Origin of the sequence: Cohnella mopanensis (genome assembly GCF_022352055.1) — a bacterium.
GTDB lineage: Bacteria > Bacillota > Bacilli > Paenibacillales > Paenibacillaceae > Cohnella > Cohnella mopanensis.
On the sequence record NZ_JAKRWM010000001.1, the window covers coordinates 621077 to 646400 of the forward strand.

Genomic DNA, 25324 nt, shown 5'->3' on the forward strand with positions numbered 1-25324 from the left:
GAAAATCGGTTTGAGTCTCCCGTTGCTGTACGAACATGTATTCTGTACAATAAGGATATTATGAATTTAGGAGAATGGCCATGAATCCGTGGACGGAAAAAACGGAGTCGGTGGAGGAGTGGCTCGGGCTGCTGCGAAGCCGACAGGAGCTAATGGAAAACGTAACCTACTGGCATACCCAGCCCGCGAAGCCTTCGCGTTCCGTTCCAATGCCGGAACGGGTGCATCCGAAGCTAGCTGAAGCATTGCAACAGAAGGGCATTACGCAATTATATACGCATCAAGCCGCATCGTTCCAAGCCGTTGCCGACGGTCATCACGTCGTAACCGTTACGCCGACCGCATCGGGCAAAACGCTCTGCTACAATCTGCCTGTCATCCAGAAGCTGTTGGAGGATGATAGCGCCAGAGCCCTCTATCTGTTTCCGACGAAAGCGTTGGCGCAAGATCAAGTGGCCGAGCTTCAAGAGCTGGCTAATCTGATGGAAGCCGATATTAAGACGCACACCTATGACGGCGATACGCCTCCTACCGTGCGCCAAGCGATCCGCAACGCCGGCCATATCGTGGTCACGAATCCCGATATGCTGCACTCGGCGATATTGCCGCACCATACGAAATGGGTTAAGCTATTCGAAAACATCAGGTACATTATTATAGATGAGTTGCATGCCTATCGCGGCGTGTTCGGAAGCCATGTCGCCAACGTAATCCGAAGGTTGAAACGGATTTGCCGTTTCTATGGCAGCGAACCGCAGTTTCTATGCGCTTCGGCGACGATACGTAACCCGCAAGAGCATGCGGAACGGCTGATTGGAGAGCCTGTCGCGCTTGTGGACGACAATGGCGCTCCGACGGGTGAGAAGCATCTCGTCTTCTATAATCCGCCGGTTGTGAACAAGCAACTTGGTATTCGGAGAAGCAGCGTGCTCGAATCGCAGAAGCTGGCGGCTATGCTGCTTAAGAGTGGTATTCAGACGATCGTGTTCGCCCGAAGCAGGGTGAGAGTCGAAATTTTGCTTACGTATCTTCAGGAGAATATCAAACACGAGCTAGGCAAGAAGTCCATAAGAGGATATCGCGGAGGGTATTTGCCTAAGCTGCGCAGGGAAATCGAGCGCGGCCTGCGCAATGGAGAAATACGCGGCGTCGTTAGCACGAACGCGCTGGAGCTAGGCATCGATATCGGCCAGCTGCAAGCATGCGTTCTGAACGGTTATCCGGGAACGATTGCCAGCACGTGGCAGCAATCCGGGCGGGCGGGCCGCAGGCAAGGAAGCTCCGTTACTTTCCTCGTCGCCAGCAGCAATCCGCTTGATCAATATTTAATTCAGAATCCGGATTATTTTCTCGGCCGTCCGCCGGAAGAAGCTCGAATCCATCCCGATAATCTGCTCATTCTTTTAGATCACTTGAAGTGCGCCGCTTACGAGCTGCCTTTCGAGGAAGGGGACGTTTTCGGCGGCGAGAAGCTGACGGATCTTCTAGAGTTTCTGGCCGAGGAGAAGGTGCTGCACCGGGTAGGAAGCCGGTGGTATTGGATGGAGCAGGCATTCCCTGCCCACAACATCTCGCTTCGCTCGGCAGCTCAGGAAAATTTCGTGATCATCGACCAGACCGAAGGTCATCGCGTTATAGGCGAAGTAGACCGGTTCAGCGCTCCGACGCTTATACACGAAGAAGCGATTTACTTGCACGAAGGGGTACAATACCAAGTAGAGAAGCTGGATTATCCGGAGAAAAAGGCATACGTCAGAGAAGTGAACGTGGACTACTTTACGGACGCGAATCTGGCGGTTGAGCTGAAGGTGCTTCACGTTGACCTGGAATCGACCTCGGGACCGTTGGAGCGTCAGTTCGGCGAAGTAACGGTTATGGCCAAGCCAACGATTTTCAAGAAAATCCGCTTAAGAACCCATGAGAATATCGGCTCGGGACCGATCCATCTTCCGGAAGAGATTTTGCATACGAGCGGGTATTGGTTCTCCTTCTCGGAGGAGCAATCAGGCAAGCGGAGCGCGAATGATATGCAGATGGCTTTGTTGGGGCTCGCCAACGTCCTTATCCATCTGGCTCCACTGCATCTGATGTGCGATCCGCTCGATATACGCGTCGTTCCTCAGGTGAAGGCGCTGCATACGAAGCGGCCTACTATTTACTTCTACGACCGTTATCCCGGAGGAATCGGCCTTAGCCAAAGGCTTTACGAGAAACATGATGAGCTGTTGGAAGAAGCTCAAAGGCTCATTCGCGGTTGCGGCTGTTTAAGCGGTTGCCCGGCATGCGTTGGACCGATCGAAGAGGTAGGGCTGCTCGGCAAAGATTTGGCATTATCTCTACTACAAGGGATGAGTGAGCGATCATGAGCGGGTTACGGGAAAGGCTGGGGCGTCTGCGTTCGAGCTCGGCGGAAGCTCCGACGACTGATGAAACTACGTCATCGCTGGATTTATCGGCTACCCCGGAAATCCCCAACTTGTCGCCTGAATTTATAGAGATCGGGGTACGGCTCATCGACAACGAGTCGGGCCAGTTCCTTCTCCGAAGGGTGGAGTATCCGTTCCCTTACCGGCACGGACGATATGACTTGGCCGATATGCTGACATGCGCTTCGCATTTGCATCCGATTGCAACGCGTCAGAACCGGCAAAGCCCGGTCGATGCGATCGATCCTTACCGGTTGCTGTTTCTAGATACGGAGACGACCGGACTCGGCGTCGGCACGGGTAACGTTCCGTTCATGATCGGATTCGGTTATTATACCGAGACAGCTTTTGTCGTCGAACAGACGCTTATTCGGCATCCCGGCGAAGAAAGAGCGATGCTCACGTATTTGTTGGGACATATGAAGGACAAGACGCACTTAGTCACTTATAATGGAAGAACGTTCGATTGGCCCGTTCTCGTCAACCGGTTCATTCTGAACGGATGGAGACAAAGCGGACAAGAGCCGGGACATCTCGATTTTCTTCATCCTTCGAGGGCTTTATGGCGGAATACGTTGCCGTCTTGCCGTCTTAGCATGGTTGAAGAAGCCAGGCTAGGCATTCAGAGAGGCGAAGATGTTCCAGGATCTTTGGCTCCGGCATTATATTTCCAGTACTTGGCCGATGGCAATGCTACCCATCTGCACGGCGTATACACCCATAATGAGAAGGATATCTTGACGTTAGCATCGCTGTGCGTTCATTTCGGGTTTCTTTTAAGCGGCGGCATCGACTTGCGTTCACGCGAGGGAATCGAAGGCGAAGAGTTATTTCGGACGGCATGTTGGCTGGAACAGCATCACAACCTAGAAGCCGCGGAACGGTTGTTCGTTCAACTGAACGAGATGGAGGATATCGCGGACAGCGGAGGCTGGAGCTTGGCCTTGGCCGCTCGCTACAAGCGCGCGGGACAGCATGAGCGAGCATTGCCTCTATGGAGAAGGGCTGCGGAGAAAGCCGAAAGCTCGTCGCTACCGAAGTTGGATGCCCATATAGAGCTGGCCATCTATTACGAACATCGGGATAAGCAACCGTTAACGGCATTAATATATGCGGAGAAAGCATTGGAATTAGCATATCGCAGGGCAAAGTTTATTAGCGATGCAGCAAAGCGTAAGGATGAGAAGGAAACTCTTCAGCACAGGGTAACAAGGCTGAAGAATAAAGTGACGCGCGAAAGGAAGTAAGATCACACCATGAATTCTTTTCTTCATCAGAATAAGGAATACCAAGCGCCGGAAGCGCTTCTGTTCGATCTTGACGGAACCTTGTACCGTGGCAACGAGCCGATTCCGGGAGCGGATCGTTTGATATCCGGATTGCAGAGTAGCGGTGTTCCCTGTTTGTTCGTAACGAACAATTCCACGCGGACAAGCTCGGAAGTCGCAGAGCATCTAAAGCTTATGGGAATTCCCGCGAAAGAAGAAGCAATCGTCACATCCGCTTTGGCGGCCGCCTATTATGTACAGAAGCATTATCCCGGTGCCGATACTTATGTAATAGGGGAAAATGGGTTGCGAGCAGCGCTAACGGAAGCCGGGCTAGTTATCTTAGAGGAACACGATACCGACCGGCGTGCCGCGATCGTCGTTCAGGGGTTAGATCGTAAGCTAACGTACGATCGAATCACTACCGCCGTGAAGTATATACTCGATGGAGCCGCATTCGTGCAGACGAACCCGGATCGACTGTTGCCGGTTGACGGAGGATTTCTTCCCGGGGCGGGCAGTCTCGGAGCGATGCTGCAAGCGGCAACGGGAATCGAGCCGATCGTTATCGGCAAACCTTCGACGATACTCATGGACTATTCCTTGCAAATTTCCGGCACGACCCCGGACAGGTCATGGGTCATTGGGGATAATCCTTATACCGACTTGGCGGCGGCTCGCAATGCCGGATGTCCTTCGATCTTAGTCTTGACAGGACTATGCACGGCGGATAATTGGCAAGAGCACTGCGCGGCGGCGGAAGTTTCTCCGGACGCGGTATGCGAAGGACCGGAGCAACTGGAACGGCTGTTGAACGAGTTATGGATATCGAAATCCTGAACAATCGCGCTTAAGCACCAACGGAGCACACATGAGCAGAAGGGAAGAAATCAAATGCCGGAATTACCGGAAATGGAGCATTATCGCTCTCAACTATCGCAGCTGCTATGCGGACAGAAGATCATAGGCGTAACCGTCAATCGAGAAGCGACCATCAATGAGCCGGTTGATGAATTTAAATCCGGCTTAATTGACCGAAGTATTCTCTTCGTGGAACGCAAAGGCAAGCATTTGCTGTTTCATCTGGACGACGGTCGTCGCTTGCATCTTCATCTTATGCTTGGAGGATGGCTTGCTTATGGCGAACAGGGTCCGAAGAAGGATAGCCATTTTCAGGTCATATTAGCTTTCGACAACGGTTCATCGCTTTATTTCGGCGGATTGCGTCTTGGCTACCTGCACCGGATTACCGCCAAAGCGGCTATCGAGCAGTTAAAAGAGCTAGGCCCCGATCCGTTCGATCCGCGCTTGACGCTTGAAGCTTTCAAGAAACGGCTCACTAGCAAAAAAGGAAAGCTGAAGACGACGCTAACGGATCAACGGTTTCTAGCGGGCATCGGGAACTGTTATAGCGACGAAATTTGTTTCGATGCGAAGATTCACCCTGCCTTGTCGTCAAATGAATTGGATGATGAGCAGCTTGAACGGCTCTATGGCTCGATGCGCAAAGTGTTAATGGAGGCGAAGGAAGCGGGAGGTTACATGGAACATCCTCTTACGCCCGACGATAAGCTAACTGGCGGTTACAATGAACGTTGCCGCGTCTATGATCGGAAAGACGAGCCATGTGATGACTGCGGTACGGAAATCAAGCTGGAGACGTTAACGGGCCGCAAGATGTTCTTCTGTCCTCATTGTCAGCCGCAGTCCTAGATGATGAGAGCAGGAAGCCACGTAAGCACGAGACGAGGGTTTAGCAAAGCGGCTGAATACGCGGTATCCATAGGCGGAAGCGCCTTTCAGTATTTTCCAAAAAATCCGCGCACGCTTGCTCCTAAAGCGTTTAACCAATCCGACGCCCAGAAATGCGCGAGTTGGTGCAGGATGAAAGATATCCGCTCTATCGCCCACGGGCCGTATCTCGTAAACCCGGCTTCGGAAGGCGAAGCGGCTCAATCGATGGCGTTATGTACGCTCAACGATTTAGATATCGCCGAAGCTTGCGGATCGATCGGGGTCGTCGTTCATTTCGGCCATTACAAGGGGAATGATCCGTTACAAGGTTATCGGAATATCATACAATGGATCAATAGCGTGACTAAGCAATGGCACGGCAATGCCCTCATTTTGTTGGAAAACCAAGCCGGAGATCACGGATCGATGGGGACGGCGCCGGAAGAATTAGTGCAGATTCGTTCGTTAATCGATCAACCGGAGAAAGTCGGATTCTGTCTCGATACGTGCCACCTGTTCGCTAGCGGAGAATGGAGGCCGGGAGAGTGGTTATCGTTCGCGGAGCGAGCGAGAAAGCTTCGCTTCTGGGATCATGTTCGGGCGATCCACTTGAATGATTCCCGTTATCCTTCCGGCTCGCGCAAGGATCGGCATGCTGCGATTGCCGAGGGTTGGATCGGACGCGATGGGTTTATAGAATTATTAGCAACGCCAGAGTTGAGCGATGTTCCCTTCGTCTTGGAAACGCCGACAGACATAGAGGGGACTCATCGGAATCAGCTTATGCTCGTGCAGCAATTGTCGGGGGAGGCGAAACCATTTGATTAACGTGTACTTAGATGACGTGCGGCCGTGTCCGCGCGGATTCGTCGTAGCCCGTTCGGCGGAAGAATGCTTGTTGCTTCTGTCCGTCAGCGACGTCGATCTGTTATCGCTCGATTTCGAGTTAGGCATGGGTGAGCCTAATGGCCTTGCCGTCGTCCGCGGAATTATCGTAAGCGGCAAATTTCCGAAAGAAATTTACGTACATTCGTCTAGCCAAATGGGGCGTGCCCAGATGGTGCAAGAGTTAAGGGCGGCAGATCCGAAAGGCGTCATTATCCATGACGGACCGATGCCGTCTTCGGTACTGGAAGCGATCGCGGCTGGAGAGCAACGGAATGCGTGAGTGGGATTCCAACGATTGGAAGAGAGAGTGGACCTTCACACCAGCCCCTTTCGCTTTATTCGTTCACACGCCTTTATGCGGCACATGTCTAGCGGCAAAACGCATGTTAGCAGTGGCGACGGAAATCGTGCCGGAGGTGCAAGTAATGTCGGCGAACATTAATGTCATGCCCGACTTGGCGCAGACGTTCCAGATCGAGAGCGTGCCTTGCCTGTTGATGAAACGAAATGACGGTTCATGGATGAAACAATATCGGTTCCCCTCCGTCACGGAGCTGGTGGAACAGTTAAGGGAAGAGAGGGATAAAGTATGATTCATTTACAAGGCTTAACTTACCGTAGGGGAGAACGGGAAATTCTTCGCGGAGTCGATTTGAAGGTAAATCCTGGGGAACATTGGACGTTACTAGGACGCAATGGTTGCGGCAAATCCACGATTTTGGAGATGATAACGGGTTATTTATTCCCGACATCCGGTAAGGTTGATGTACTAGGCAATCGTTATGGACAAGTCGACGTTCGTGAAATTCGTAAGCAAATCGGATACATAAGTCCATCGTTGATCGAAAAAATGACGTTACGGGATCCACTATGGGAGATCGTCGCGAGCGGAGCGTTCGCTTATTTGCGTTTCTACGAGGAAGTAGCGGATGAAGTTCGGGAGAGAGCTTACGGTGAACTTGAGCGTGTAGGCTTGCGTTCGCTTGCGGAGCAACCGTTCGGTACGTTATCTCAGGGAGAGCGTAAGAAAGCTTTGTTAGCGCGCACGATGATGGCTTCTCCTCAATTGCTTATTCTTGACGAGCCTTGCGCGGGGTTGGATTTATACGAACGCGAGAAGTTTCTTTATGCTTTATCCGAGTTAACGGGCAACAATTTGTCCATGCTGTACGTAACGCATCATATCGAAGAAATTATTCCGTTATTTACTCATGTTGCGTTAATGGCGCAAGGCCAGCTTGTTGCGACAGGACATAAACGGGATGTTCTTACGCCGGACAAACTGCAAGAGGCCTACGATCTTCCAATCGAGATCAAATGGAAGGATGACCGGCCTTGGATTGAAGTCGGGAAGGTGGCAGGACGATGAAAACGTATGTCGGTACAGCTAATCCCGGATTTTCCCCCTACGCCATGGACGAGCTGCGCAGGCGCATCCAAGGGACGAAATTATCGGGTCTTGCGCCTGGAGAAACGTTTTCCTTCACGAGCGGAGATGTCGACGCGGATCAGTTGATTACCGATCTTCGGCGTAAAGAGCCGATTTTCCTCAGACATTTTTTCCCGATCGATGCGGAAGTCGACGTATCTGGAAACATAGAGGATACAGCTGAAGCGTTGAAGGCTTACGCAAGGACATTGGGAGAACGAGTGAAGGGTAAGAAAGTCGCGATTCAAGTACGTAAGGAGCAGAACAGCCCCTTCCCTTATTCCTCAGCCGAAGGCAGGGACATTATCGTTCCCGATATACTTGAATTAGGCGGAGAAGCGGTAGCCCGCGAGGCGGATTGGATCCTTTCGGTCTATGCGACGAAGAAGAAGCTGTATATGGGTTTTTCATTGCCTCGGGACAATCTGTCGGATTGGCCGGGAGGAGCCGTTCGATTCCGCAAGGATGAAAGCCTCATTTCTCGTGCGGCATTTAAGCTGCTGGAAGCTGAGCGGGAGTTCGATTTGCCTTTGAATCGTTTCTCGAATGCTCTCGACTTAGGCGCCGCACCCGGAGGATGGACCTCCGTCCTTCTGGATAGAGGGTTAAGGGTAACTGCCGTAGATCCTGCTGAAATGGATCCGTCACTGGAGCTGCACCCGAATTTACGCCATATTCGGAGAAATGCGGCGGATGTATCCTTCGCTCCAGGTAGTTTCGATCTTCTCGTATGCGACATGAGCTGGGATCCGTATCACACTTGCCGGATCGTCTCCGAGCTTGCGCAAACGATGTCGGCCGGGGCCTCGGGGATCATAACGCTTAAGCTGATGTACCGTAAACCGCTCCAGAGCATTCAAGAGCTCATGGAGGATTATAGCCATGAATTCGACATTCGCAAAGTAAAACAGTTGTTTCATAATCGGGAAGAAGTTACAATGTGGGTGAAGAGAAAATAAACTCCGAATCGGGAAAGCATCCCGCATCCGGGCGAAGTCTTGCGTATGCAAGGCTCCGTTCCGTGGTGCGGTTTTTTTATTTTACTCATAGAAGAGGGGAATTAAAATGCAGGAACAACGCCAAGATGGCCTTATGCTCGCACCGGGTCAGTTATACGGGGAACGGTATCGTATCGTTATGCCGATCGGCAAGGGAGGGATGGGGCGCGTCTATTTAGCGGAGGATATTCGTCTCGGCGGGAAAACGCGAGCATTGAAGCTAACCCGCCCTCTTCAGGATGAGCGAATGAGTTTCCTTCCGGAAGCGCAATTGTTGAGCGAGCTAGACCACCCGCATCTTCCGGCGATCGTGGATTATTATCCTCCTAATGAAGAGGGCGTTGCTTGTATCGTGATGGATTATATCGCGGGAGATACGTTAGCAGAAAGATGGGAGCGATTCGGGTTTCGGTTACCTTTTCCATTCGTGCTGGGTGTACTTACGGAGCTATGCGAAGTTCTCGTTTATTTGCATGCGCAGACGCCAGCCATCGTATTTCGCGATCTAAAACCTGCTAACGTGCTGTTAGATCGGCATAATAAAGCGATGCTCGTCGATTTCGGAATTGCCCGAAGATATCGGGACGATGTTCAATTCGATACGTTACAGCTCGGAACGCCAGGTTTCGCGGCCCCAGAACAGTTAAGAGGGGATCAATCGGACGGCCGTACCGATCTGTACGGCATTGGTGCGCTTGCCTATTTTCTATTAACCGGAGGACAATTCGCGATCCGCCATCGGGGGGAATTGAAGCGGGTGCTTCAGGAGGATGTTCCCTCGGAGTTTATTTTCTTATTAGAACGATTACTCGCCAGCCAACCGGCCGCCCGGCCGCAATCGGCAACAGAGCTGTATGGCGATTTCATCGCGATCCATCAGCAGATTAATGACCATCCTTTGTCCCAACGGCAGTTACATAGTCTGATCCTCGATCCCTATCAAGCGCATGAATACGGAAACCAGGACCGTACGATCGTGATCGGCATCGCATCCGCTTATCCCGGCGCGGGGGCAACCTTTGCTTCGCTAGCCCTTTCTTCGGCGTTGTCCGGAATAGGGATACCCCACGCGTTGGTGGAGTGTCCGGGCAACGATTCCGAGCTATACACACTCCTTAACGGAGCGAGAAAAATGCCCAGAGGCGCCGTTTATGCACATGCGAACGGACTTCAAGCTACGGCTCCGGCTTGGCGAAACGGCAAAGCGGCATATTATCCGCTAGATCCGAATGAATTCGGAACACAACCGCCGGAGACGGCTTTTGCCAGTTGGCTTCGCAAGCTCGGAGCACCAATCGTTCTGTTAGACCTATCCAGCAATTGGGGACAAACGCATATTAGGGACTGGCTAACTAGAGCTGTGGATCATCTCATAATGGTTGCGGATTGTTATCCCGCGAAATGGTCCGGCCGAAGGCAAGCATCTTGCATGGAATTGCTCCAACTAGCCCTGCAACGCAATATTAAGAATAGTTGGATTGCCAATCGCGATCAACCTTTTGCCGATAGGAAGCAATGGCTTTCCTTGTTTCCTGTAAAACCGGACGTATACTTGCCCGATCTCGGAGGTCCGACTATGCTTCATTCGCTCTGGAGAGGAGAAGGAATAACGTCTGAGCCCCATGCGCAGCAGACAGTACACCAGGCTTTTCAACGCTGGATCGACTCTTACGCCAAGAGTCGTTAAGGGAAGACGTGTTTCCGATAATTCCTTCTTTTCGACGGATTTTCCAAGCCTTTGACAGTCATGATACAATGTAGACGGGAGAAAGCGTTAAATAGGGGAGAAATCAGAGTGTCGGGCAATCGGTTGCGATGGCTGGAAGTAGGATTAACGGCATTAAAGCTTGGAATGACATCGTTCGGAGGACCGGTAGCCCATATCGGATATTTTCGACAGCAATATGTTGTTCGCAAGAAATGGCTGTCCGAACAATCATTCGGTGATATGGTAGCGCTATGTCAGTTTCTTCCTGGGCCGGCTAGCAGTCAACTAGGCATCGCTATCGGCATTCAACGTGCCGGGCTTCTGGGCGGATTGTTCGCTTGGTTAGGATTTACCCTTCCATCCGCGTTGCTGCTCATTGCTTTTGCCTTTGGATTGCAGTGGGGAGGTATCGTAGACTCCGGTTGGTTAGCGGGCTTAAAGCTCGCCGCCGTTGCCGTGGTCGCGCAAGCGGTGTGGAGCATGGCACAGACGCTGACGCCAGACAAACCGAGAATTGCATTAGCGGCTTTTGCAGCGTGTTGCGCGATTCTGATACCCGGAACAACGGGTCAGATCATTCCCATTGTCGCCTGCGGAATTGTCGGAGCTCTATGGTTGAAACCTCAGGTGGTAGCGTCGTCTAACGATTCAGAGACGAGTATGAAAAGTGCCGCAGGGATTGGGTTACTTGTTATATTCATGCTGCTATTAGTTCTTCTACCCGTACTTTCAGCGTTATATCAGGGTCCGCTATGGCAGTTAGCCGACATTGGCTATCGAGCGGGCGCTCTCGTGTTCGGTGGAGGGCATGTCGTTCTTCCGATGCTGCATGATCAGCTGACTGTAACGGGAATCGTTAATGAACAACAATTTATGGCGGGATATGGAGCTGCACAAGCGGTGCCGGGTCCATTGTTCACGTTCGCTGCATATTTAGGCGCCATCTCATCTAATGGTACGGAGGGACTAATCCGGGCAGTCGTGATGTTGGTGTTCATTTTTCTTCCTTCCTTTTTACTCGTGGCAGGTGTTATGCCTTTCTGGTCTCGGTTGCGTTCTCGGAAGCGGGCGAGGGCGATTATGAACGGTGTTAACGCATCGGTCGTTGGAATTTTGTTTGCCGCTCTTTATGATCCAGTATGGACGAGCTCAGTGAACGATAAGTTGGATATACTTCTTGTAGGAATCGGGTTTTTACTGCTTGTCGTATGGAAATGCCCGCCTTGGTTGCTCGTGATACTGGCTGCAGCGTTTGGATGGTTGCTATAGGGCGGACATACACATATTTATATGAGGTGACTGAAATGAACAATGAAAATATTTTGATCATAGAAGATGAAGATGCCATTGCAAGAATTCTCCAGTTGGAATTGGAGCATGAAGGCTACGGGGTCGGCAGGGCCGCGGACGGACGTAAAGGATTGGAGATGGCGACATCCGGAGAATGGGATCTCATCCTGCTTGACGTGATGCTGCCCGAGTTGAATGGCATCGAGGTGCTGCGCAGGTTAAGGCAGAACGACGGAGTCGTTCCTGTTATTCTGCTGACGGCTAGAGATACAGTACCGGATAAGGTGAGCGGCTTCGAGCATGGGGCGAACGATTATATTACAAAACCATTTGCCATGGAAGAGCTACTTGCAAGGGTGCGGAATTTGTTGCGCATCTTCAAAGCTTCCCGGGAAGGGGAGAGCGAGGACGTTATACGGATTGGAGATTTGTCCATCGAGCTCTTAACCCGCAAAGTATATCGTAAAGACCATTCTATTGAACTGACACCTCGGGAGTTCGAACTCTTACTGTATTTAGCCCGACATAAGAACGGAGAGAAAACACGGGACGAAATTTTGTCGGATGTGTGGGGGTACGAGTATATCGGGGATACGAACGTCGTAGACGTCTACATCCGTTATTTAAGGCAAAAAATGGACAAAGGTTACCGCCATAAGCTATTGCATACGGTACGCGGAGTCGGATATATGCTGAAGGAGCCGGATGCATGACCCTCAGATCAAGGTTCACCTTATTCACGGTTTTCTGGCTTATCTTCATTCTGATCCTTTATAACATTTTCGTTTATTTTTTCGTGATACGGGTAACGACGCGCGGCGAGCTGCAATTGCTTACTAACAAAGCGGACCTGATCATCGAGACGCTGAGGAAGCAGGGAATGCGGGGGCTGGAGGACCCGAAGCTTCTTAGCGACATGTATAATTATAACGAGATGTTAAGGATCGTCTCAGGCGACGTGCGAGTCGTGAACAAGGTTGGAACGGACGACGAGCTGTTGAATATTCCTCCACAAATGCAGGTATATAATCTATCAGAGACTCGTCAAATTAACGGGCAACGGGTCCTTTATTTATCGATGCCTTTTTTTGATAAAGGGCATCTCATCGGAACGGTGGAAGCGGCGCGGCGCTTGACGGTTCTTGATAGTTATTTGCAAATCTTATTAGGGGCATTAAGCGTTACAAGCATAGGTGCGATCGTGTTTGCCATTTTCGGAACCTATTGGTTCACTTCGCGATTAACGGGGCCAATCGGCCAGATGGTCCAAACGATGAGAGAAATCGACCGAAGCGGGAAGCTATACCGGGTCAAGCTGAACGGCAGGGAAGAGTCGGTGGAACTCCAGCAAATGGTTAGAGCCTTTAATCAAATGATTGATCGCCTGGACCGTACGATCGAGCATCAGAAGCATTTCGTCGCGGATGCTTCCCACGAGCTGAAAACTCCGCTTACGGTCATCTCAAGCTACGCCGACATGCTTAAACGCTGGGGCAGGGATAACGTCGAAGTCCGGGACGAGGCGATCGAGGCGATCTCCAGGGAAACCGAGCGGCTGCAAAATCTGATTCGTTCCATGCTCACGTTAGCGGAAGCCGAACAGGATGATTGGCTGAACGTATCGCGGTTTGAAGTGACTACTGTTGTTAGGGAACTTTCCGAAGTGCTCGGAACAACGTTCCGGAGAGAAATCCGGGTTCATTCCGATAGCCATTCCGTACATATGAAGGGCGATAAGGAAAAAATCAGGCAATTGCTGCTCATCCTGATCGATAATGCGATCAAGTATAGCAAGGAACCGATAGACGTTCGCATTCGCAATCAGAAGAACGGAATCAAGCTCGAAGTTACCGACTACGGCATCGGCGTTCCGGAAAGCGAAATCCCGTACATGTTCGAGAGATTCTATCGGGTTGACGAAGCGCGGCATAGGTCAACGGGAGGAAGCGGACTCGGCTTATCGATAGCCAAGAAAATTATCGATATTCACGAAGGAAACGTGGAAGTATACAGCAAAACAGGAAACGGGACGACAATCTCCATTCAGTTGCCGCGTAAAATATAGCTCCGAGATCAGCAAAAAACCGGCGTTTCGGATTTTCCGAAATATGCCGGTTTTTGTTGTGCAACTTTACGCGAAACTAAGACGTTAATAGCAATAAGATAATAAATAGAGATTATAGCACGCGACGTGCAGTCACATAATGGGATTTCCAGTAAGATGTGTTAATCGAAGAATAAGTAACCCCAGGCTTGCCGTACGTATGCAACATTTTGTTGTTGCCGACATAGATGCCTACATGACCAATGTTTTTACCCGTACGTGCGACGTTGAAGAATACGAGATCGCCTTTCTTCAGATTGCTCTTCGCTACCTTGTAACCGCGTTTGGCTTGTGAGCTAGAGACGCGCGGCAGCTTGACTCCATATTTACCGTACACATATTGCGTGAAGCTGGAGCAGTCGAATGCGGATGTAGAGCCCGATGGGGCGCCGAAACGATATTTCACGCCTAAGTATTTTTTGCCGAGCGTGATGATTTTGTCTGCCTTAGAAGTCGTTGCCGCGGAAGCCTGTGGGGCTTGTCCTAGCGCGATTCCGGTAAATCCAATGACTGCGCAAAGGCTGACGCCTGCTATTTTCCGGACGAATGCGTTTTTGAAGCTCATGTTGTAATTCCCTCCATATATAATACAGATGCATGGGTTCGAGTATAACAAAACAGAGAGTTCCTAATTTTTTCCAAAGAGAGAACATGCGTGGGCATAAGAACGGTTTGAGTCGCTTTCTTAGAAAACGATGAGAATTTACTCATAACCTGTACATATCTACCTCAAGCGCATGCATCTGCCATCAAATCAAGAGCATGAAACTTGCCCCTTCTCTATCAATTCCTATAAAATAGGTAGAGGGTATGGGGTATTTAGTCATGTAATCTAACACATAGTTTTGGGATGGGGGTGTCGTTGTGCTTAAACATCTAAGAGTATCGGACGGTCACCGCCTGCTTCCTGTGACGATCAGAAATTATGAAAGGGGGGACTTTACGAATTTAATCTCTCTTCAGGCACTTTGCTTTCCTCCGCCGTATCCTTCTGAGCTATGGTGGAATGAGGAGCAGTTGACTGAGCATGTCACCCGATTTCCGGAAGGTGCCTTGTGCGTAGAGGTTGAAGGTATAATTGCGGGATCCATGACCGCTCTGCGGATAACATTGGACGATCGCATACCTCATGATTGGGCATCTGTTACCGATGAAGGCTTCATTAGAAACCATGATCCAGATGGCGACACTCTCTATGTCGTAGATATTTGCGTCGCCCCACAATATCGCAAGCTCGGATTAGGCAAATGGCTCATGCAGTCGATGTATGAGACGGTTGTCCATCTCGGCTGCAATCGTTTGCTAGGGGGAGGGCGAATGCCTGGGTATCAACAGCATGCACATCTGCTAACGCCTCAACAATACTTGGATGAGGTGATATCCGGGTCAAGGTACGATGCTGTACTTACTTTTTTGCTGAATTGCGGAAGATTGCCGATTGGCCTATTGGCTAACTATTTAGAAGATGAACAATCCGCTCATTATGCAGCGTTAATGGAATGGCGAAACCCTTTCAAGTGAGAAGGAGCGAGAATTGATGGAATATATTCGAGTAAGTTCAATAGAGGATCCTAATTTCGTGTCGATGCACCGATTGATGAGTTCGATTTTTCCGGCCGAGGAAGTATTGGCGTTCGAATTGTGGAAGGAACCGATCGAGGATCCGGATATTCATGTTTATGTGGCCGTACATGAGGGTAATGTCGTCGGGGCAACGGAATATCGTTATTATGCCGATCTACGCGTAGCGATGACCGATTTTACGATTATCGGAACGATGGGCCTCGGCATCGGACGTTTTTTATACGTTAATCGAGCCCGCGATCTAGAACGTCTTCAACGTGAGAGCGGCACGACTTCGATCGGCATGTTCGCTGAAATCTATCGCCCTCATGCGGTATCGTCGTTCAAATTCGGCAATGTGCTTCCAATGCATCCCGCGGTAAGGAGGGAAGTGCTGTCGCACATCGGTTATGAGAAGCTGAATTTCACATACGTGCACCCTTCCTGGGATCATGAAGGCAAGGCGGTAACGGAGCTCGATTTAGGCTTTTTGCCGGCGGACGAGACTTTACGGGAACTGCCGGCGAGTCTTATAGCGCAGTTCCTTAGGGAGTACTATACTGCCCTTCCGAATAAACCTCGGGAGTGGCTGGACATGATCGAAAAGTTGGAAGGTCACGCAGCAATCGAACTTCTACCCTTGTAACTTCTTAACGTTTGTGGATTTTGCCTTTGTATTTGCCTGAATGGATAAGCTGCACGTCTATTTGAAAAGACTCAATATTCGGGATGGCCTCGCTGTCCCGAATGTATTTTTTCCAGTCCGAATAATGATGTTTATAGACGGAATATCCGAGATTAAGGACGTCGATATGGAGTTTTAATCCGGATTCGTACGTATGGCGGATGCTCTTCTCTAGGGCTTCTTTAACTTTCGTTTTCATTTCGTTCTGTGTCCTATTTTCGAGCATTTCATCTAGAAAAACCTTCACTTTAATTTCAAGCCTATAAGACAACCGACCTCCGTTCATTGAATAGCGAACTTTGACCTTCTTCGTTTGAACGATAAAGGTGATGATCGGTTTGTTGTTCTCATAAACAATTAACGGTGCCCGACTCATTCTCAGGTCGAGGTACTTTTTGCCTTCCAACTGTTTTTCATCCAGCTCTCCCGACCATTTTTCATTGCTGAAAAAATACATCCCGTTCATTTTTAATACGGGCAGCGGTTTTCCGTTTTCTTTCCAAGCCGACTTCTCGGTCGCTACAACGGGAATCATAGCTGTTTTACCTTTCTCGTAATAATCGGCAAGGAGTCTGTATAGATAGACAGGCTTGATGTAAGAGGACTGCTTATAAGTTTCAAGAGGTTTCATGAGCAGAGAATCGTAGGGAGACAGATTGAAAAAGGGATGGTAGAAAAGGAATCGCTCCAAAGGTTCCTCCGTACCGAACACCCACAGGTTATAGCGGATTTCCCTATAGCGGTTGATTAGATCCGTAAGATCCACTATGCCGATCTTCTTCAAAGCCTTTTTGGTTAGGACGAGCGCTTTAATATGCCCGTAATAAATGTGGATTTGCTCCGATTGGTAAAGATCGAATAAGGCATCCCCAATGGAAATGCCCCTGCCGACGCCGACGATCTCAGGTTGCTGATCCGGGGGGCTCGAACCTTCTTTCTTTGCAATACCGGAAAAGTTGATCGATTGCAAATAAACGATAAATTGATTATTCTCGTGGTCGATCCCCATCGTCGTGGAGTAGTTCATGCGGTCTATGTTCTTATAGTCCCAGCATCCCGACAATAGGCTCGCGAATAGGCACATGACGAACAGAAAGCAGACCGATTTTGTTCCTTTCATTGCCGGATCAGTCCTTTATGACTTCTTGTTAAGGGATTTGGGCACGAACGTTTTCATTTTCCGAGGGTACATGAGCAAGGATCTTCCAATGTCTTTAAGCGAGAAAGGCGCTGCTGGAGCGAGGTAAGAAACGCCGAAAGAAGTAAGGCCTGACAAATAGACGAGTACCAGCAGCACGGAGAGCATGAACCCGTACATCCCCAGTATGGCTGCAAGTATGACGGCACCATAACGGATGACGCTTACCGATCCCGACAACGTTTGACTGACCAAGGTCGAGCCTGAAACGATGGAGATGGCGGCAATGACGACCATGGAGGGCGAAGTTAATCCAGCCCGGATCGCCGCGTCGCCGATAATCAACCCTCCGACGACCGTTAAAGTTTGACCGATCATGGATGGAAGCCGATATCCGGCTTCTTTGAACGTTTCCAACAAGGTCAGCACAAGGAACATCTCCATGGGGGTACTTATCGGAACGCCGAATCTAGTCGTCACGACGGTCGCCAGCAGAGGGAAAGGGATTTGATCCTGATGATACCCTGTTAACGCGATATAGAACGAAGGAAGGAATATCGACACGATTAAGCTGAATAAACGCAGTAACTGCCCGAAGGAAGAAGAAATAAAATTGAAATGAGTGTCTTCGGGAGTTTTGAGCAGCATCGTTAATGTAGCAGGTCCGATCATTGCGGCGGGAACGCCATCAATCAGCACGGCGAAGCGTCCCCGTAACACGCAGCTTGTTACAAAATCGGGACGCCCCGTATAGATGGATAACGGGAAAAGACTATAAGGATGATCCGAGATCCGTTCCTCTAGCTGGGTTGCGCTATTCAACTCCTCGATTTGATCGGACAATTCGCCCAGCTTTTTTCGCAGGTCGTCCAATAAGTCGGAATTCATTTTGTTAACGTCATAAATTAAACCGACACGAGTTCGCGTTTTAGTTCCGATTCTCATCGTTTCGACGGCGACCGTATTGACGGGCAAACGTCTCCTGATCAATCCAAGATTCGTGTCTATCGATTCTACAAGACCGTCTTTCGGCCCTCTAATAGAAACCTCGATATTCGTTTCTTCCGTCTGACGAACCGGAATTTGCGGCGCGGCGTATGCGAAATAAGCAGATAAATGCGTTATCTCCACGATGATATCGCCTTTGAACAAAAGTTCGTCGCATAAGTCGATTGTGAAACAATCTAGAGCCGTAAGCTCGATGGCTGAATATTTCTCCAGGTTATCGACGCTATTCATTTCATCGTGGCTGTACATGCGTTTAATTTCCGGAAGTAAATTTCGATTGATCATCATTTCGTCGCATAACGATTTGCAATAAAGCAAAGTAATGTGTTTTTGATCGCCCAATGGAAGCGTAACATGCCGAACGTCGGAGCATTTCGCGTAAGCTTGGAGCAAAGTTTGCATATTCAAGGCATTCGATTGGCTCATGGCTGTTTCACCTGCTTGGTTTTCATGGGTTTAGCGATCAACAGAAAGAAGAGAACCGCAACCGTAAGCATGGCATAGAAACAAAACGGAAAGTAAAAATGTTTAAGGATGGAAAAGAATGAGATGTCCCCTAACGGAAATTGAATCATGCCAATGACGAGCAACGAGGCGATGGGAAGAACAAACTTCTTCTTGTCGCACAATTCGGCAATCAACAGAAAAGTAAAACTTAGCCGCGCGAATGCACCGCTAACCCATTGAAAGATCGATAGAAAATCAAGATGCTCGATAAAATCGCCGATTTTGACTAACCGCCATTCTTCGAACGCAGGGTATCTTTGCAAGCTGCTTTCGATCGGTCCGAATTCTGCTATTCCTCCCATTAACGGACCTATCGTGAGTCCGGCGAGGAAGAAGGCGATCAGAAGAACGTGCCATTTCTTGATCGGGGTTGAAATTTGATGCTGAACAAATAACAATAGAAATAGCTCTACGGAACCTGTCCCCGCATATACGATCCCTCTCCATATGGTGTCGTATCCGTTCTCGAATATGGGGAATAACAATCCATAATCCTTGTGAGGGATGTTAGCAACCATGACGAATTCTCCAAACAAGACGACGAACGGAAATAGAATCGTAGAGGTGTAGGCAACGGATCTAAGCCCTTTGATGGCCGTGGCCATAGAAAGTAAAATAAAGGACGTGGCGATCACGAATGGAGGAGTTTGCGGCAAGTAGGAGGCATTCGTCCAGGTCGTCAAGTCTTTACCTGTCACAGCCGCCGAAATCACCAGGTAGATAGATAAGAGTATGGCAATCATGCGCGTTAACCATTTACCATAACGCCGTTTGATTTCCTCCATAATGGGCCGTTGTTTCGTCAATTTGGACATTTGGGCAACCAGAAGGAAGAACGGGACAAGGACAAAGAAGGTAACTAATGCACTTATCCAAGCATCTCTACCGGATGCCTCCAACAGTAAAGGGATGACAAGGACGTGATTCATCATTCCGATAGATAGTATGAGAATTAAGCTGATCTGGAGTAAGGAAAACGATGGGCTCTTCAACAGCATGAACTCCTTGTTCAGATTAACGGGCTTCAAGTAAATGTTTCCAACTGACTCGCAAATTATTCGTATCATAAGGAGCACTGTTATGCGTATCACTTTTCTTGGCACGGGAGATTCAATGGGGACGCCTAGGATTTATTGCGATTGTAAGGTTTGTACGGAAGCGCGTATGACGGGTAATAATATTCGCTTTCGTTCGTCGCTATTGCTTGAGGAGGAGGGACAAGAGCCTTTATTGCTCGATTGCGGGCCGGATTGGCGCGGTCAGATGGAACGGGGAGGCATGAGGGGGATGACGCAAGCGTTGCTAACCCATGCGCATTTCGATCACATCGGTGGATTAACGGAATGGGCGGATGCATGCCGGTGGACGGAAGAAGTCGCGCAACTGTACGCTCCTCGCGAAGTGTTCGGCGAAATACGATCCCGATTCCCATGGATCGAACGGCATCTTGCGATGAACGTTAACGATGAGGGAATGGCTTATGGGGAATGGCGGATTACCCCTTGGAAAGTGAATCACGGGAAAAACGGTTACTCGTACGCGTATCATTTCGACAACACTAGAACACAAGTGAAGTGGGCCTATTGCTCGGATGCTATTAATTTGACGGAACGTCAAAAAGCACCGTTAACGGGGTTAGCGCTATTGGTGCTTGGGACAAGTTACGTGAAAGAGCCTTTCCCGATGGATACGCGTTCTGTATACGATACGACGGAGGCTTTGCAGCTCGCCGATGAGGTTCGGCCTAATCAACTCCTCTTTACTCATCTGTCTCACGACGTTGACATAAGTAAGGATTACGGGTTGCCGTCTAACGTTAAGTTCGCGTTAACCGGGACGAGCCTGACGGTCTAGTCGCGGCTTCGAATGACGAGCAACAATCCGTCCTCAATCGTTATCGTCCCTGCGGGGGCATCTAGTACGTTGCTGATCCCGAGAGACGTGCCTAGCCGTAACGTTGCCTGATGAAGCGGATAACGAAAACCTTCCAATGTAATTCCCGTTACTTCAAGCGTAAGCGGCAATAACGATGTATAAGGAAAAGCGGAGTTGCTCGCTAACTTCAAGCGGCCATCGCACAGCCGAATTTCATTATGTTCGTCGAGCACAGTGAGAGAGCAACCGAGTTCATTGGCGACGCGAAGCAAGTGAACGTTGCCCAACCCATGGTCGAAGCGGGTACCCAGGGCTCCTAATAAAGTGATATTTGTATAACCTCTTGCGATGGCTTCGCGTAAAGCCAGTTCGGTATCGGACCAATCTTTGTCTATGGCGTCGCAAGTCAGTAGTTCGATTGCATTTTCCCTGATGAGGTTCATTTGATCGGACGTAACGGAATCGAAATCTCCCAGGGCTAGGTGCGGCGTATATCCATTATGTATAAGAAAGTCAGCTCCCCGATCGGCACCGATCAAATAGGCGTCGTCGGCAGGAAGTTGAGCCAATGCCCATGGCCCCAAACGCCCTCCGGTGTAAATAAACGCGCGCGTAAATGCAGAATGTGTCTTTGACATGATGAGAGCAGCCTCCTAAAGTTCTAGCGTATGGATCGCGACTCAGACGATCGAGTATGAGCACCAACCGGCCTCATCTAGTATAACGGGAAAATGACCGTTGCGGAACTGCGAAGCTACCCGCTACAATGAGTAAGGATTCATAACTTTCGACATTAATTTTGGTCGTCCATTTCGTTATGTAGCGCGCGGAGGAGAGTTCAAGTTGGATTTAGATGAAATATTTCATGTGTTTAGCTTGATCGGCACGATTGCTTTTGCCGTCAGCGGCGCGATCGTTGCCATGGAAGAGGAGTACGATATATTAGGCGTATTCGTATTAGGTCTTGTGACCGCGTTCGGCGGAGGGGTTATACGTAATTTGCTCATAGGCGTCCCTGTAACAACGCTGTGGAGCCAAGGGCTGTTCCTGAAAATCGCTTGCATATCCATACTGATCGTATTCGTCCTTCCGATAACGCTCATACACCATTGGAAACGAGGCGAAGCGTTTTTCGATGCGATCGGATTAGCGGCATTCGCCATCCAGGGCGCGTTATATGCCGTAAAAGCCAATCTTCCGTTAAGCGCGGTAATGGTAGCGGCTATGCTCACGGGAATCGGGGGCGGGATGGTTCGGGATATTATGGCTGGCCGTAAGCCGCTAGTCCTGCGGGACGAAATCTACGCGATGTGGGCCATCGCAGCGGGGCTCGCGATCGGAGTCGCTGATCTACAGAAGCCGTGGGAATTGTTTACGTTGTTCATACTTGTCGTGTTATTCAGGATGTTATCCGTCTATTATAAATGGAAGCTTCCGCGCCGTTCTTTGCGCGGTTCGACTGGAGGTCAATCATGAGTTATTCTGTTCTATTCGTTTGTCTAGGCAACATCTGCCGCTCGCCGATGGCGGAGGCCGTGTTTCGTCATATCGTCGTTGAGCAAGGATTAGAGGCGGTTATTAAGATCGACTCCGCCGGGACGGGGGATTGGCATATCGGCCACCCGCCGCATGAAGGGACACGCAAATTACTCGATAGATATTCGATTTCGTACGAGGGAATGAATGCTAGGCAATTGGCCGTTCAAGACGGGGGAAACTTCGATCTGATCGTTGCTATGGATACGAAAAATGAACGGGATATTCGGGAGAAGCTCGGGGTTTCGTCACGCGCGCAAGTTATTCGATTCCTATCTTTGCTCCCGGAGAAAGGGATAGATGACGTTCCGGACCCTTATTACACAGGTAATTTCGGTGAAGTATACGAATTGGTAAAGGAAGGCTGCGAGAAGTTGCTTGAGCTTGTGAAGGGGAGGATGAATATTGAACGATAAAACGGACAAAGCGGATCATGCGGACAATGTTCCTTCGATTTCGTTGCCTCTTTCATTTCAGCAGATCAGATTGGTCGCACAAGATGAACTGGTTCGCCGAATGGAACCCGTGAAGATGCTGAAGGAAGAAAGCACGGAGCTCTATCGGATCATTAAGGATTCCGAAACCGGAGAACATTATTTGCATTACGCCGTTTTTCACATTCATGTGGCTGGCGGAGGGGCCGAGGAGGAATACCATCATCTTCTGCCCTTGGAGCATGACGACGTGATCTCGATGGCGCTAGGCGCCGATTATATGGAATATCCGCATCAGTGGGACAGGTCTTATTTGCGAAACGGTCCTCATGAAGGTTTCGTGTGGTATGACCCAAGCGGAGCGACGGAAGAAGAAGCGAGCTATGCCGAGACGGAAGCTTACATTCGTGAGCAGCTGCTCGCCTTCCGCAGGCAAGGAAACCACGGGGAGGAAGAGGTGAAACGCCTTTTCGAAGCGATGGATAACCATCTTCCTCGCATCGAATGAACGGACACTACAGACCTTACTCCTCATACGTTGATATGAAAAAAATCCCATCCGAGTCGTTCCCTAAGAACGTCCCAGATGGGATTTTCACTTGAGTTTGTAAGAAATGAATGAATTACTAAAACAGCGGCTTTGGTCCTAGGAACGAAGCAAGCGCCTCGGGCAGTTCATTTTGCCAAAATCCCCATTTGTGTTCCCCGTCTTTTTCAACGTAATGCAGTTTAGCGCCTTTTTCCTCTAATAAACGTACGGCTGACCTATTTAATTCAACGAAATCGAAAATACCCCGATCGGTTTGGAATTCCCTTTCTTGAAGGCCGACCAACATCCATAATTTAAGCTTATCCAATGTTGGGAATTGCACAATTTGTTCGATATAAGGGCCATAGTAAGCTCCGGAGAGCGATATGATTCGATTGAATAGGGAAGGGTATGTCAGTGCGAGCGACAACGATACTGCTCCCCCTAAAGAGTCCCCGATCAGTATTCTATGGTCCGGGACGTCGCGAACCGGATAATGGGATTCTACCCATGGAATGAGTTCCTCCGCGAAAAAACGGGTATATCGAGTGTAGAGCTCACCGTCTGGAGTATATTCAGAAGTCCGATTGTTAATATCCACGTCCACACCGACCACAATGAAAGGCTCCCAGTCTTCTTCCAGAATAAGCCTCTGGGAATGAGTGGCGATTCGGCCGAAATTAAAAAATTCTTCTCCGTCCTGACAATAAACGACAGGATAACTGATCCATTGTTGAAAACCTGGAGGTAAATAAACGCGAATCGTGCGTTTTCCTTCCGGCAGAAATTCGCTCGGGACTTCATGTTTGTGAATCGTTCTTTTGTATAACGGATTGTCACTCAATGGACAAACCTCCTTGCTAGGTATGGGAAATCTCAGGCATGGGTAAACCAAATGAAGACTGAAGACTGCGGATTGTATTATACTGTTACATGATATTAATAATCCTGTTATACAAACATGAAAAGGTCAAAAGCTATATAAATAAAGGATTTTTAGAGTTTTTCTTTGACCAAATCACTTAAACAGGGATATAATAATTCTATAACAGAAAGCCCTCTTCCACAATTAAAGATGAGGTGAACCTTATGAGTAAAGTATCCACTGAAGCACCGGTCGCTAAGATCGGCGCGCAATCGCACGAAGTCAGGTCAGAAAATGTAACCCCATTGCAAGTATTGTCTCCGGAAGGTGAAGTCGTCAATCCGGAACGTATGCCTAAGCTTTCCGACGATCAGTTAAAAGAAATCATGTATCGCATGGTGTTCACGCGGACATGGGATGATCGCGCGGTTAATCTAGGCCGTCAAGGTCGTCTGGGCTTCTATGCTCCGGTATCCGGACAAGAAGCGACAATGGTCGGAAGCGAATACGCACTAACGAAGGAAGATTTCATTTGTCCGGGTTATCGCGATATGCCGCAATTGGTATGGCACGGATTGCCACTTTATCAGGCGTTCTTATATTCCCGCGGTCATCAGCATGGCGGGCAAATTCCCGAGGGCGTTAACGTACTCATGCCTCAGATTATTATCGGCGCTCAAATTTTGCATGCAACCGGAATCGCCATGGGCTTTAAGCTCAAAGGCGAAAAACGCGTCGCAATCACCTATACGGGTGACGGCGGTTCTTCCGAAGGCGATTTCTATGAGGGTATGAACTTCGCCGGTTCCTTTAACTTGCCAGTTGTTTATTTCGTACAAAACAACGGTTACGCGATTACGACACCGTTCGCTAAGCAAACCGCAGCTCAATCCATTGCCCACAAAGCGTTGGCAGCTGGTATCCGCGGCCTGCAAATCGACGGAATGGACGTATTGGCAGTCATTTCCGCCGTTCAAGAAGCTGCTGAAATCGGCCGTAACGGCGGTGGAGCAACTTTGATCGAAGCGTTAACTTACCGTTTCCGTCCGCATTCCATGGCAGATGACGCCAGCAAATACCGGACTAAAGAAGAAGAGCAGGAGTGGAGCTTGAAGGATCCGCTTGTGCGCTTCGGTAAGTTTTTGGAGAAAAAAGGGCTGTGGACCGAAGAAGATACGGCTCGCGTGAAAGAAGAAGCGAAAAACGCGGTAAACGAGCATATCAAGAAAGCGGAGCAAACGGAAAAAATGACCGTAGCGGGATTGATCGATTCGATGTTCGAAACGACTCCAGCGCATCTTGAAGAGCAAAAAGCCGATTTCCAATAAGATACGAGACG

General features: G+C 49.5%; 26 protein-coding genes. 20 read left to right on the forward strand and 6 right to left on the reverse strand.

Features of this window, described 5'->3' with window-relative positions; genetic code table 11:
• The first annotated feature begins 80 nt into the window (after positions 1 to 80).
• The 13 genes from L3D05_RS02835 (at position 81) to L3D05_RS02895 (ending at position 13806) form a co-directional block, all read left to right on the forward strand.
• A complete protein-coding gene (locus L3D05_RS02835) occupies positions 81 to 2366 on the forward strand; it encodes a DEAD/DEAH box helicase (RefSeq protein WP_305037395.1) in 2286 nt (761 codons plus the stop codon).
• Positions 2363 to 3673 (forward strand): ribonuclease H-like domain-containing protein, encoded by a 1311-nt coding sequence (locus tag L3D05_RS02840; RefSeq protein ID WP_239614375.1) that lies wholly within the window; start codon positions 2363 to 2365, stop codon positions 3671 to 3673. The genes L3D05_RS02835 and L3D05_RS02840 overlap by 4 nt, the downstream gene beginning before the upstream one ends.
• Before the next feature lie 9 nt (positions 3674 to 3682).
• The gene (locus L3D05_RS02845) at positions 3683 to 4534 is read left to right on the forward strand and encodes an HAD-IIA family hydrolase (RefSeq protein WP_239614376.1); all 852 of its coding nucleotides are present in this window, start codon (positions 3683 to 3685) and stop codon (positions 4532 to 4534) included.
• A 54-nt stretch (positions 4535 to 4588) separates the two neighbouring features.
• A complete protein-coding gene (gene mutM, locus L3D05_RS02850) occupies positions 4589 to 5407 on the forward strand; it encodes a bifunctional DNA-formamidopyrimidine glycosylase/DNA-(apurinic or apyrimidinic site) lyase (protein ID WP_239614378.1) in 819 nt (272 codons plus the stop codon).
• The gene (locus tag L3D05_RS02855) at positions 5408 to 6256 is read left to right on the forward strand and encodes a deoxyribonuclease IV (RefSeq protein ID WP_369417931.1); all 849 of its coding nucleotides are present in this window, start codon (positions 5408 to 5410) and stop codon (positions 6254 to 6256) included. It abuts the gene before it with no gap.
• Between the two features lies 1 nt (position 6257).
• Positions 6258 to 6596, forward strand: a complete 339-nt coding sequence (locus tag L3D05_RS02860) for a cyclic-phosphate processing receiver domain-containing protein (RefSeq protein ID WP_369417940.1) — start codon at positions 6258 to 6260, stop codon at positions 6594 to 6596.
• On the forward strand, positions 6589 to 6909 hold the full coding sequence (locus tag L3D05_RS02865; RefSeq protein WP_239614382.1) for a thioredoxin family protein: 321 nt from the start codon (positions 6589 to 6591) through the stop codon (positions 6907 to 6909). Before L3D05_RS02860 ends, L3D05_RS02865 begins: the two co-directional genes overlap by 8 nt.
• Entirely contained in the window at positions 6906 to 7685 is a 780-nt protein-coding gene (locus tag L3D05_RS02870; protein ID WP_239614383.1) for an ABC transporter ATP-binding protein, read from the forward strand. Before L3D05_RS02865 ends, L3D05_RS02870 begins: the two co-directional genes overlap by 4 nt.
• Positions 7682 to 8704: an SAM-dependent methyltransferase gene (locus tag L3D05_RS02875; RefSeq protein WP_239614385.1), complete on the forward strand. Its 1023-nt coding sequence runs from the start codon at positions 7682 to 7684 to the stop codon at positions 8702 to 8704. Before L3D05_RS02870 ends, L3D05_RS02875 begins: the two co-directional genes overlap by 4 nt.
• Before the next feature lie 106 nt (positions 8705 to 8810).
• Positions 8811 to 10430, forward strand: coding sequence for a serine/threonine protein kinase (locus L3D05_RS02880; protein ID WP_239614386.1), 1620 nt, complete (start codon positions 8811 to 8813; stop codon positions 10428 to 10430).
• A gap of 108 nt (positions 10431 to 10538) precedes the next feature.
• The gene (chrA, locus tag L3D05_RS02885) at positions 10539 to 11720 is read left to right on the forward strand and encodes a chromate efflux transporter (protein ID WP_239614388.1); all 1182 of its coding nucleotides are present in this window, start codon (positions 10539 to 10541) and stop codon (positions 11718 to 11720) included.
• Between the two features lie 35 nt (positions 11721 to 11755).
• The gene (locus L3D05_RS02890; protein WP_239614390.1) at positions 11756 to 12454 is read left to right on the forward strand and encodes a response regulator transcription factor; all 699 of its coding nucleotides are present in this window, start codon (positions 11756 to 11758) and stop codon (positions 12452 to 12454) included.
• Complete coding sequence (locus L3D05_RS02895; RefSeq protein ID WP_239614391.1) at positions 12451 to 13806, forward strand: HAMP domain-containing sensor histidine kinase; 1356 nt, start codon at positions 12451 to 12453, stop codon at positions 13804 to 13806. The genes L3D05_RS02890 and L3D05_RS02895 overlap by 4 nt, the downstream gene beginning before the upstream one ends.
• 112 nt (positions 13807 to 13918) lie before the next feature.
• On the opposite strand, the gene L3D05_RS02900 is transcribed toward L3D05_RS02895, so the two are convergent.
• Positions 13919 to 14410 (reverse strand): C40 family peptidase, encoded by a 492-nt coding sequence (locus tag L3D05_RS02900; RefSeq protein WP_239614393.1) that lies wholly within the window; start codon positions 14408 to 14410, stop codon positions 13919 to 13921.
• Positions 14411 to 14709: 299 nt separating this feature from the next.
• Here L3D05_RS02900 and L3D05_RS02905 point away from each other — a divergent pair, with 299 nt between their 5' ends.
• Positions 14710 to 15366, forward strand: coding sequence for a GNAT family N-acetyltransferase (locus L3D05_RS02905; RefSeq protein WP_239614394.1), 657 nt, complete (start codon positions 14710 to 14712; stop codon positions 15364 to 15366).
• Positions 15367 to 15382: 16 nt separating this feature from the next.
• Positions 15383 to 16054, forward strand: a complete 672-nt coding sequence (locus L3D05_RS02910; protein ID WP_239614396.1) for a GNAT family N-acetyltransferase — start codon at positions 15383 to 15385, stop codon at positions 16052 to 16054.
• 4 nt (positions 16055 to 16058) lie between these two features.
• On the opposite strand, the gene L3D05_RS02915 is transcribed toward L3D05_RS02910, so the two are convergent.
• From L3D05_RS02915 to L3D05_RS02925, 3 genes are read right to left on the reverse strand one after another with little or no spacing between them, the layout of a single operon-like run.
• Positions 16059 to 17213 carry a Ger(x)C family spore germination protein gene (locus tag L3D05_RS02915; RefSeq protein WP_239614398.1) on the reverse strand — a complete coding sequence of 385 codons (1155 nt, stop codon included), beginning with the start codon at positions 17211 to 17213 and terminating at the stop codon, positions 16059 to 16061.
• A 15-nt stretch (positions 17214 to 17228) separates the two neighbouring features.
• The gene (locus L3D05_RS02920) at positions 17229 to 18665 is read right to left on the reverse strand and encodes a spore germination protein (protein WP_239614399.1); all 1437 of its coding nucleotides are present in this window, start codon (positions 18663 to 18665) and stop codon (positions 17229 to 17231) included.
• On the reverse strand, positions 18662 to 19774 hold the full coding sequence (locus tag L3D05_RS02925; protein ID WP_239614401.1) for a GerAB/ArcD/ProY family transporter: 1113 nt from the start codon (positions 19772 to 19774) through the stop codon (positions 18662 to 18664). The genes L3D05_RS02920 and L3D05_RS02925 overlap by 4 nt, the downstream gene beginning before the upstream one ends.
• A gap of 52 nt (positions 19775 to 19826) precedes the next feature.
• On the opposite strand from L3D05_RS02925, the gene L3D05_RS02930 reads away from it, so the two are divergent.
• Positions 19827 to 20600, forward strand: a complete 774-nt coding sequence (locus L3D05_RS02930) for an MBL fold metallo-hydrolase (RefSeq protein ID WP_239614402.1) — start codon at positions 19827 to 19829, stop codon at positions 20598 to 20600.
• Here L3D05_RS02930 and L3D05_RS02935 read toward each other — a convergent pair.
• Complete coding sequence (locus L3D05_RS02935; RefSeq protein WP_239614404.1) at positions 20597 to 21259, reverse strand: thiamine diphosphokinase; 663 nt, start codon at positions 21257 to 21259, stop codon at positions 20597 to 20599. The two genes, L3D05_RS02930 and L3D05_RS02935, sit on opposite strands and share 4 nt — an antisense overlap.
• Positions 21260 to 21464: 205 nt before the next feature.
• Here L3D05_RS02935 and L3D05_RS02940 point away from each other — a divergent pair, with 205 nt between their 5' ends.
• From L3D05_RS02940 to L3D05_RS02950, 3 genes are read left to right on the forward strand one after another with little or no spacing between them, the layout of a single operon-like run.
• Entirely contained in the window at positions 21465 to 22097 is a 633-nt protein-coding gene (locus tag L3D05_RS02940; RefSeq protein ID WP_239614405.1) for a trimeric intracellular cation channel family protein, read from the forward strand.
• Positions 22094 to 22573 (forward strand): low molecular weight protein-tyrosine-phosphatase, encoded by a 480-nt coding sequence (locus L3D05_RS02945; RefSeq protein WP_239614407.1) that lies wholly within the window; start codon positions 22094 to 22096, stop codon positions 22571 to 22573. The genes L3D05_RS02940 and L3D05_RS02945 overlap by 4 nt, the downstream gene beginning before the upstream one ends.
• Entirely contained in the window at positions 22563 to 23099 is a 537-nt protein-coding gene (locus L3D05_RS02950) for a hypothetical protein (RefSeq protein ID WP_239614408.1), read from the forward strand. The genes L3D05_RS02945 and L3D05_RS02950 overlap by 11 nt, the downstream gene beginning before the upstream one ends.
• Before the next feature lie 118 nt (positions 23100 to 23217).
• Here the strand turns inward: L3D05_RS02950 and L3D05_RS02955 are convergent, their stop codons facing one another.
• Positions 23218 to 23964 (reverse strand): alpha/beta hydrolase, encoded by a 747-nt coding sequence (locus tag L3D05_RS02955; RefSeq protein ID WP_239614410.1) that lies wholly within the window; start codon positions 23962 to 23964, stop codon positions 23218 to 23220.
• Between the two features lie 245 nt (positions 23965 to 24209).
• On the opposite strand from L3D05_RS02955, the gene pdhA reads away from it, so the two are divergent.
• The gene (pdhA, locus tag L3D05_RS02960; RefSeq protein ID WP_239614411.1) at positions 24210 to 25313 is read left to right on the forward strand and encodes a pyruvate dehydrogenase (acetyl-transferring) E1 component subunit alpha; all 1104 of its coding nucleotides are present in this window, start codon (positions 24210 to 24212) and stop codon (positions 25311 to 25313) included.
• Positions 25314 to 25324: the final 11 nt, after the last annotated feature.

What these genes read in the sequence shown, in the direction of transcription:
- L3D05_RS02880 (WP_239614386.1), top strand. Translation starts at nt 8,811, where the DNA reads ATGCAGGAACAACGCCAAGATGGCCTTATGCTCGCACCGGGTCAGTTA.
- L3D05_RS02840 (WP_239614375.1), top strand. Translation starts at nt 2,363, where the DNA reads ATGAGCGGGTTACGGGAAAGGCTGGGGCGTCTGCGTTCGAGCTCGGCG.
- L3D05_RS02865 (WP_239614382.1), top strand. Translation starts at nt 6,589, where the DNA reads ATGCGTGAGTGGGATTCCAACGATTGGAAGAGAGAGTGGACCTTCACA.
- L3D05_RS02870 (WP_239614383.1), top strand. Translation starts at nt 6,906, where the DNA reads ATGATTCATTTACAAGGCTTAACTTACCGTAGGGGAGAACGGGAAATT.
- L3D05_RS02875 (WP_239614385.1), top strand. Translation starts at nt 7,682, where the DNA reads ATGAAAACGTATGTCGGTACAGCTAATCCCGGATTTTCCCCCTACGCC.
- L3D05_RS02855 (WP_369417931.1), top strand. Translation starts at nt 5,408, where the DNA reads ATGATGAGAGCAGGAAGCCACGTAAGCACGAGACGAGGGTTTAGCAAA.
- pdhA (WP_239614411.1), top strand. Translation starts at nt 24,210, where the DNA reads ATGAGTAAAGTATCCACTGAAGCACCGGTCGCTAAGATCGGCGCGCAA.
- mutM (WP_239614378.1), top strand. Translation starts at nt 4,589, where the DNA reads ATGCCGGAATTACCGGAAATGGAGCATTATCGCTCTCAACTATCGCAG.
- L3D05_RS02845 (WP_239614376.1), top strand. Translation starts at nt 3,683, where the DNA reads ATGAATTCTTTTCTTCATCAGAATAAGGAATACCAAGCGCCGGAAGCG.
- L3D05_RS02930 (WP_239614402.1), top strand. Translation starts at nt 19,827, where the DNA reads ATGCGTATCACTTTTCTTGGCACGGGAGATTCAATGGGGACGCCTAGG.
- L3D05_RS02910 (WP_239614396.1), top strand. Translation starts at nt 15,383, where the DNA reads ATGGAATATATTCGAGTAAGTTCAATAGAGGATCCTAATTTCGTGTCG.
- L3D05_RS02890 (WP_239614390.1), top strand. Translation starts at nt 11,756, where the DNA reads ATGAACAATGAAAATATTTTGATCATAGAAGATGAAGATGCCATTGCA.
- L3D05_RS02835 (WP_305037395.1), top strand. Translation starts at nt 81, where the DNA reads ATGAATCCGTGGACGGAAAAAACGGAGTCGGTGGAGGAGTGGCTCGGG.
- L3D05_RS02920 (WP_239614399.1), bottom strand. Translation starts at nt 18,665, where the DNA reads ATGAGCCAATCGAATGCCTTGAATATGCAAACTTTGCTCCAAGCTTAC.
- L3D05_RS02900 (WP_239614393.1), bottom strand. Translation starts at nt 14,410, where the DNA reads ATGAGCTTCAAAAACGCATTCGTCCGGAAAATAGCAGGCGTCAGCCTT.
- L3D05_RS02915 (WP_239614398.1), bottom strand. Translation starts at nt 17,213, where the DNA reads ATGAAAGGAACAAAATCGGTCTGCTTTCTGTTCGTCATGTGCCTATTC.
- L3D05_RS02945 (WP_239614407.1), top strand. Translation starts at nt 22,094, where the DNA reads ATGAGTTATTCTGTTCTATTCGTTTGTCTAGGCAACATCTGCCGCTCG.
- L3D05_RS02935 (WP_239614404.1), bottom strand. Translation starts at nt 21,259, where the DNA reads ATGTCAAAGACACATTCTGCATTTACGCGCGCGTTTATTTACACCGGA.
- L3D05_RS02895 (WP_239614391.1), top strand. Translation starts at nt 12,451, where the DNA reads ATGACCCTCAGATCAAGGTTCACCTTATTCACGGTTTTCTGGCTTATC.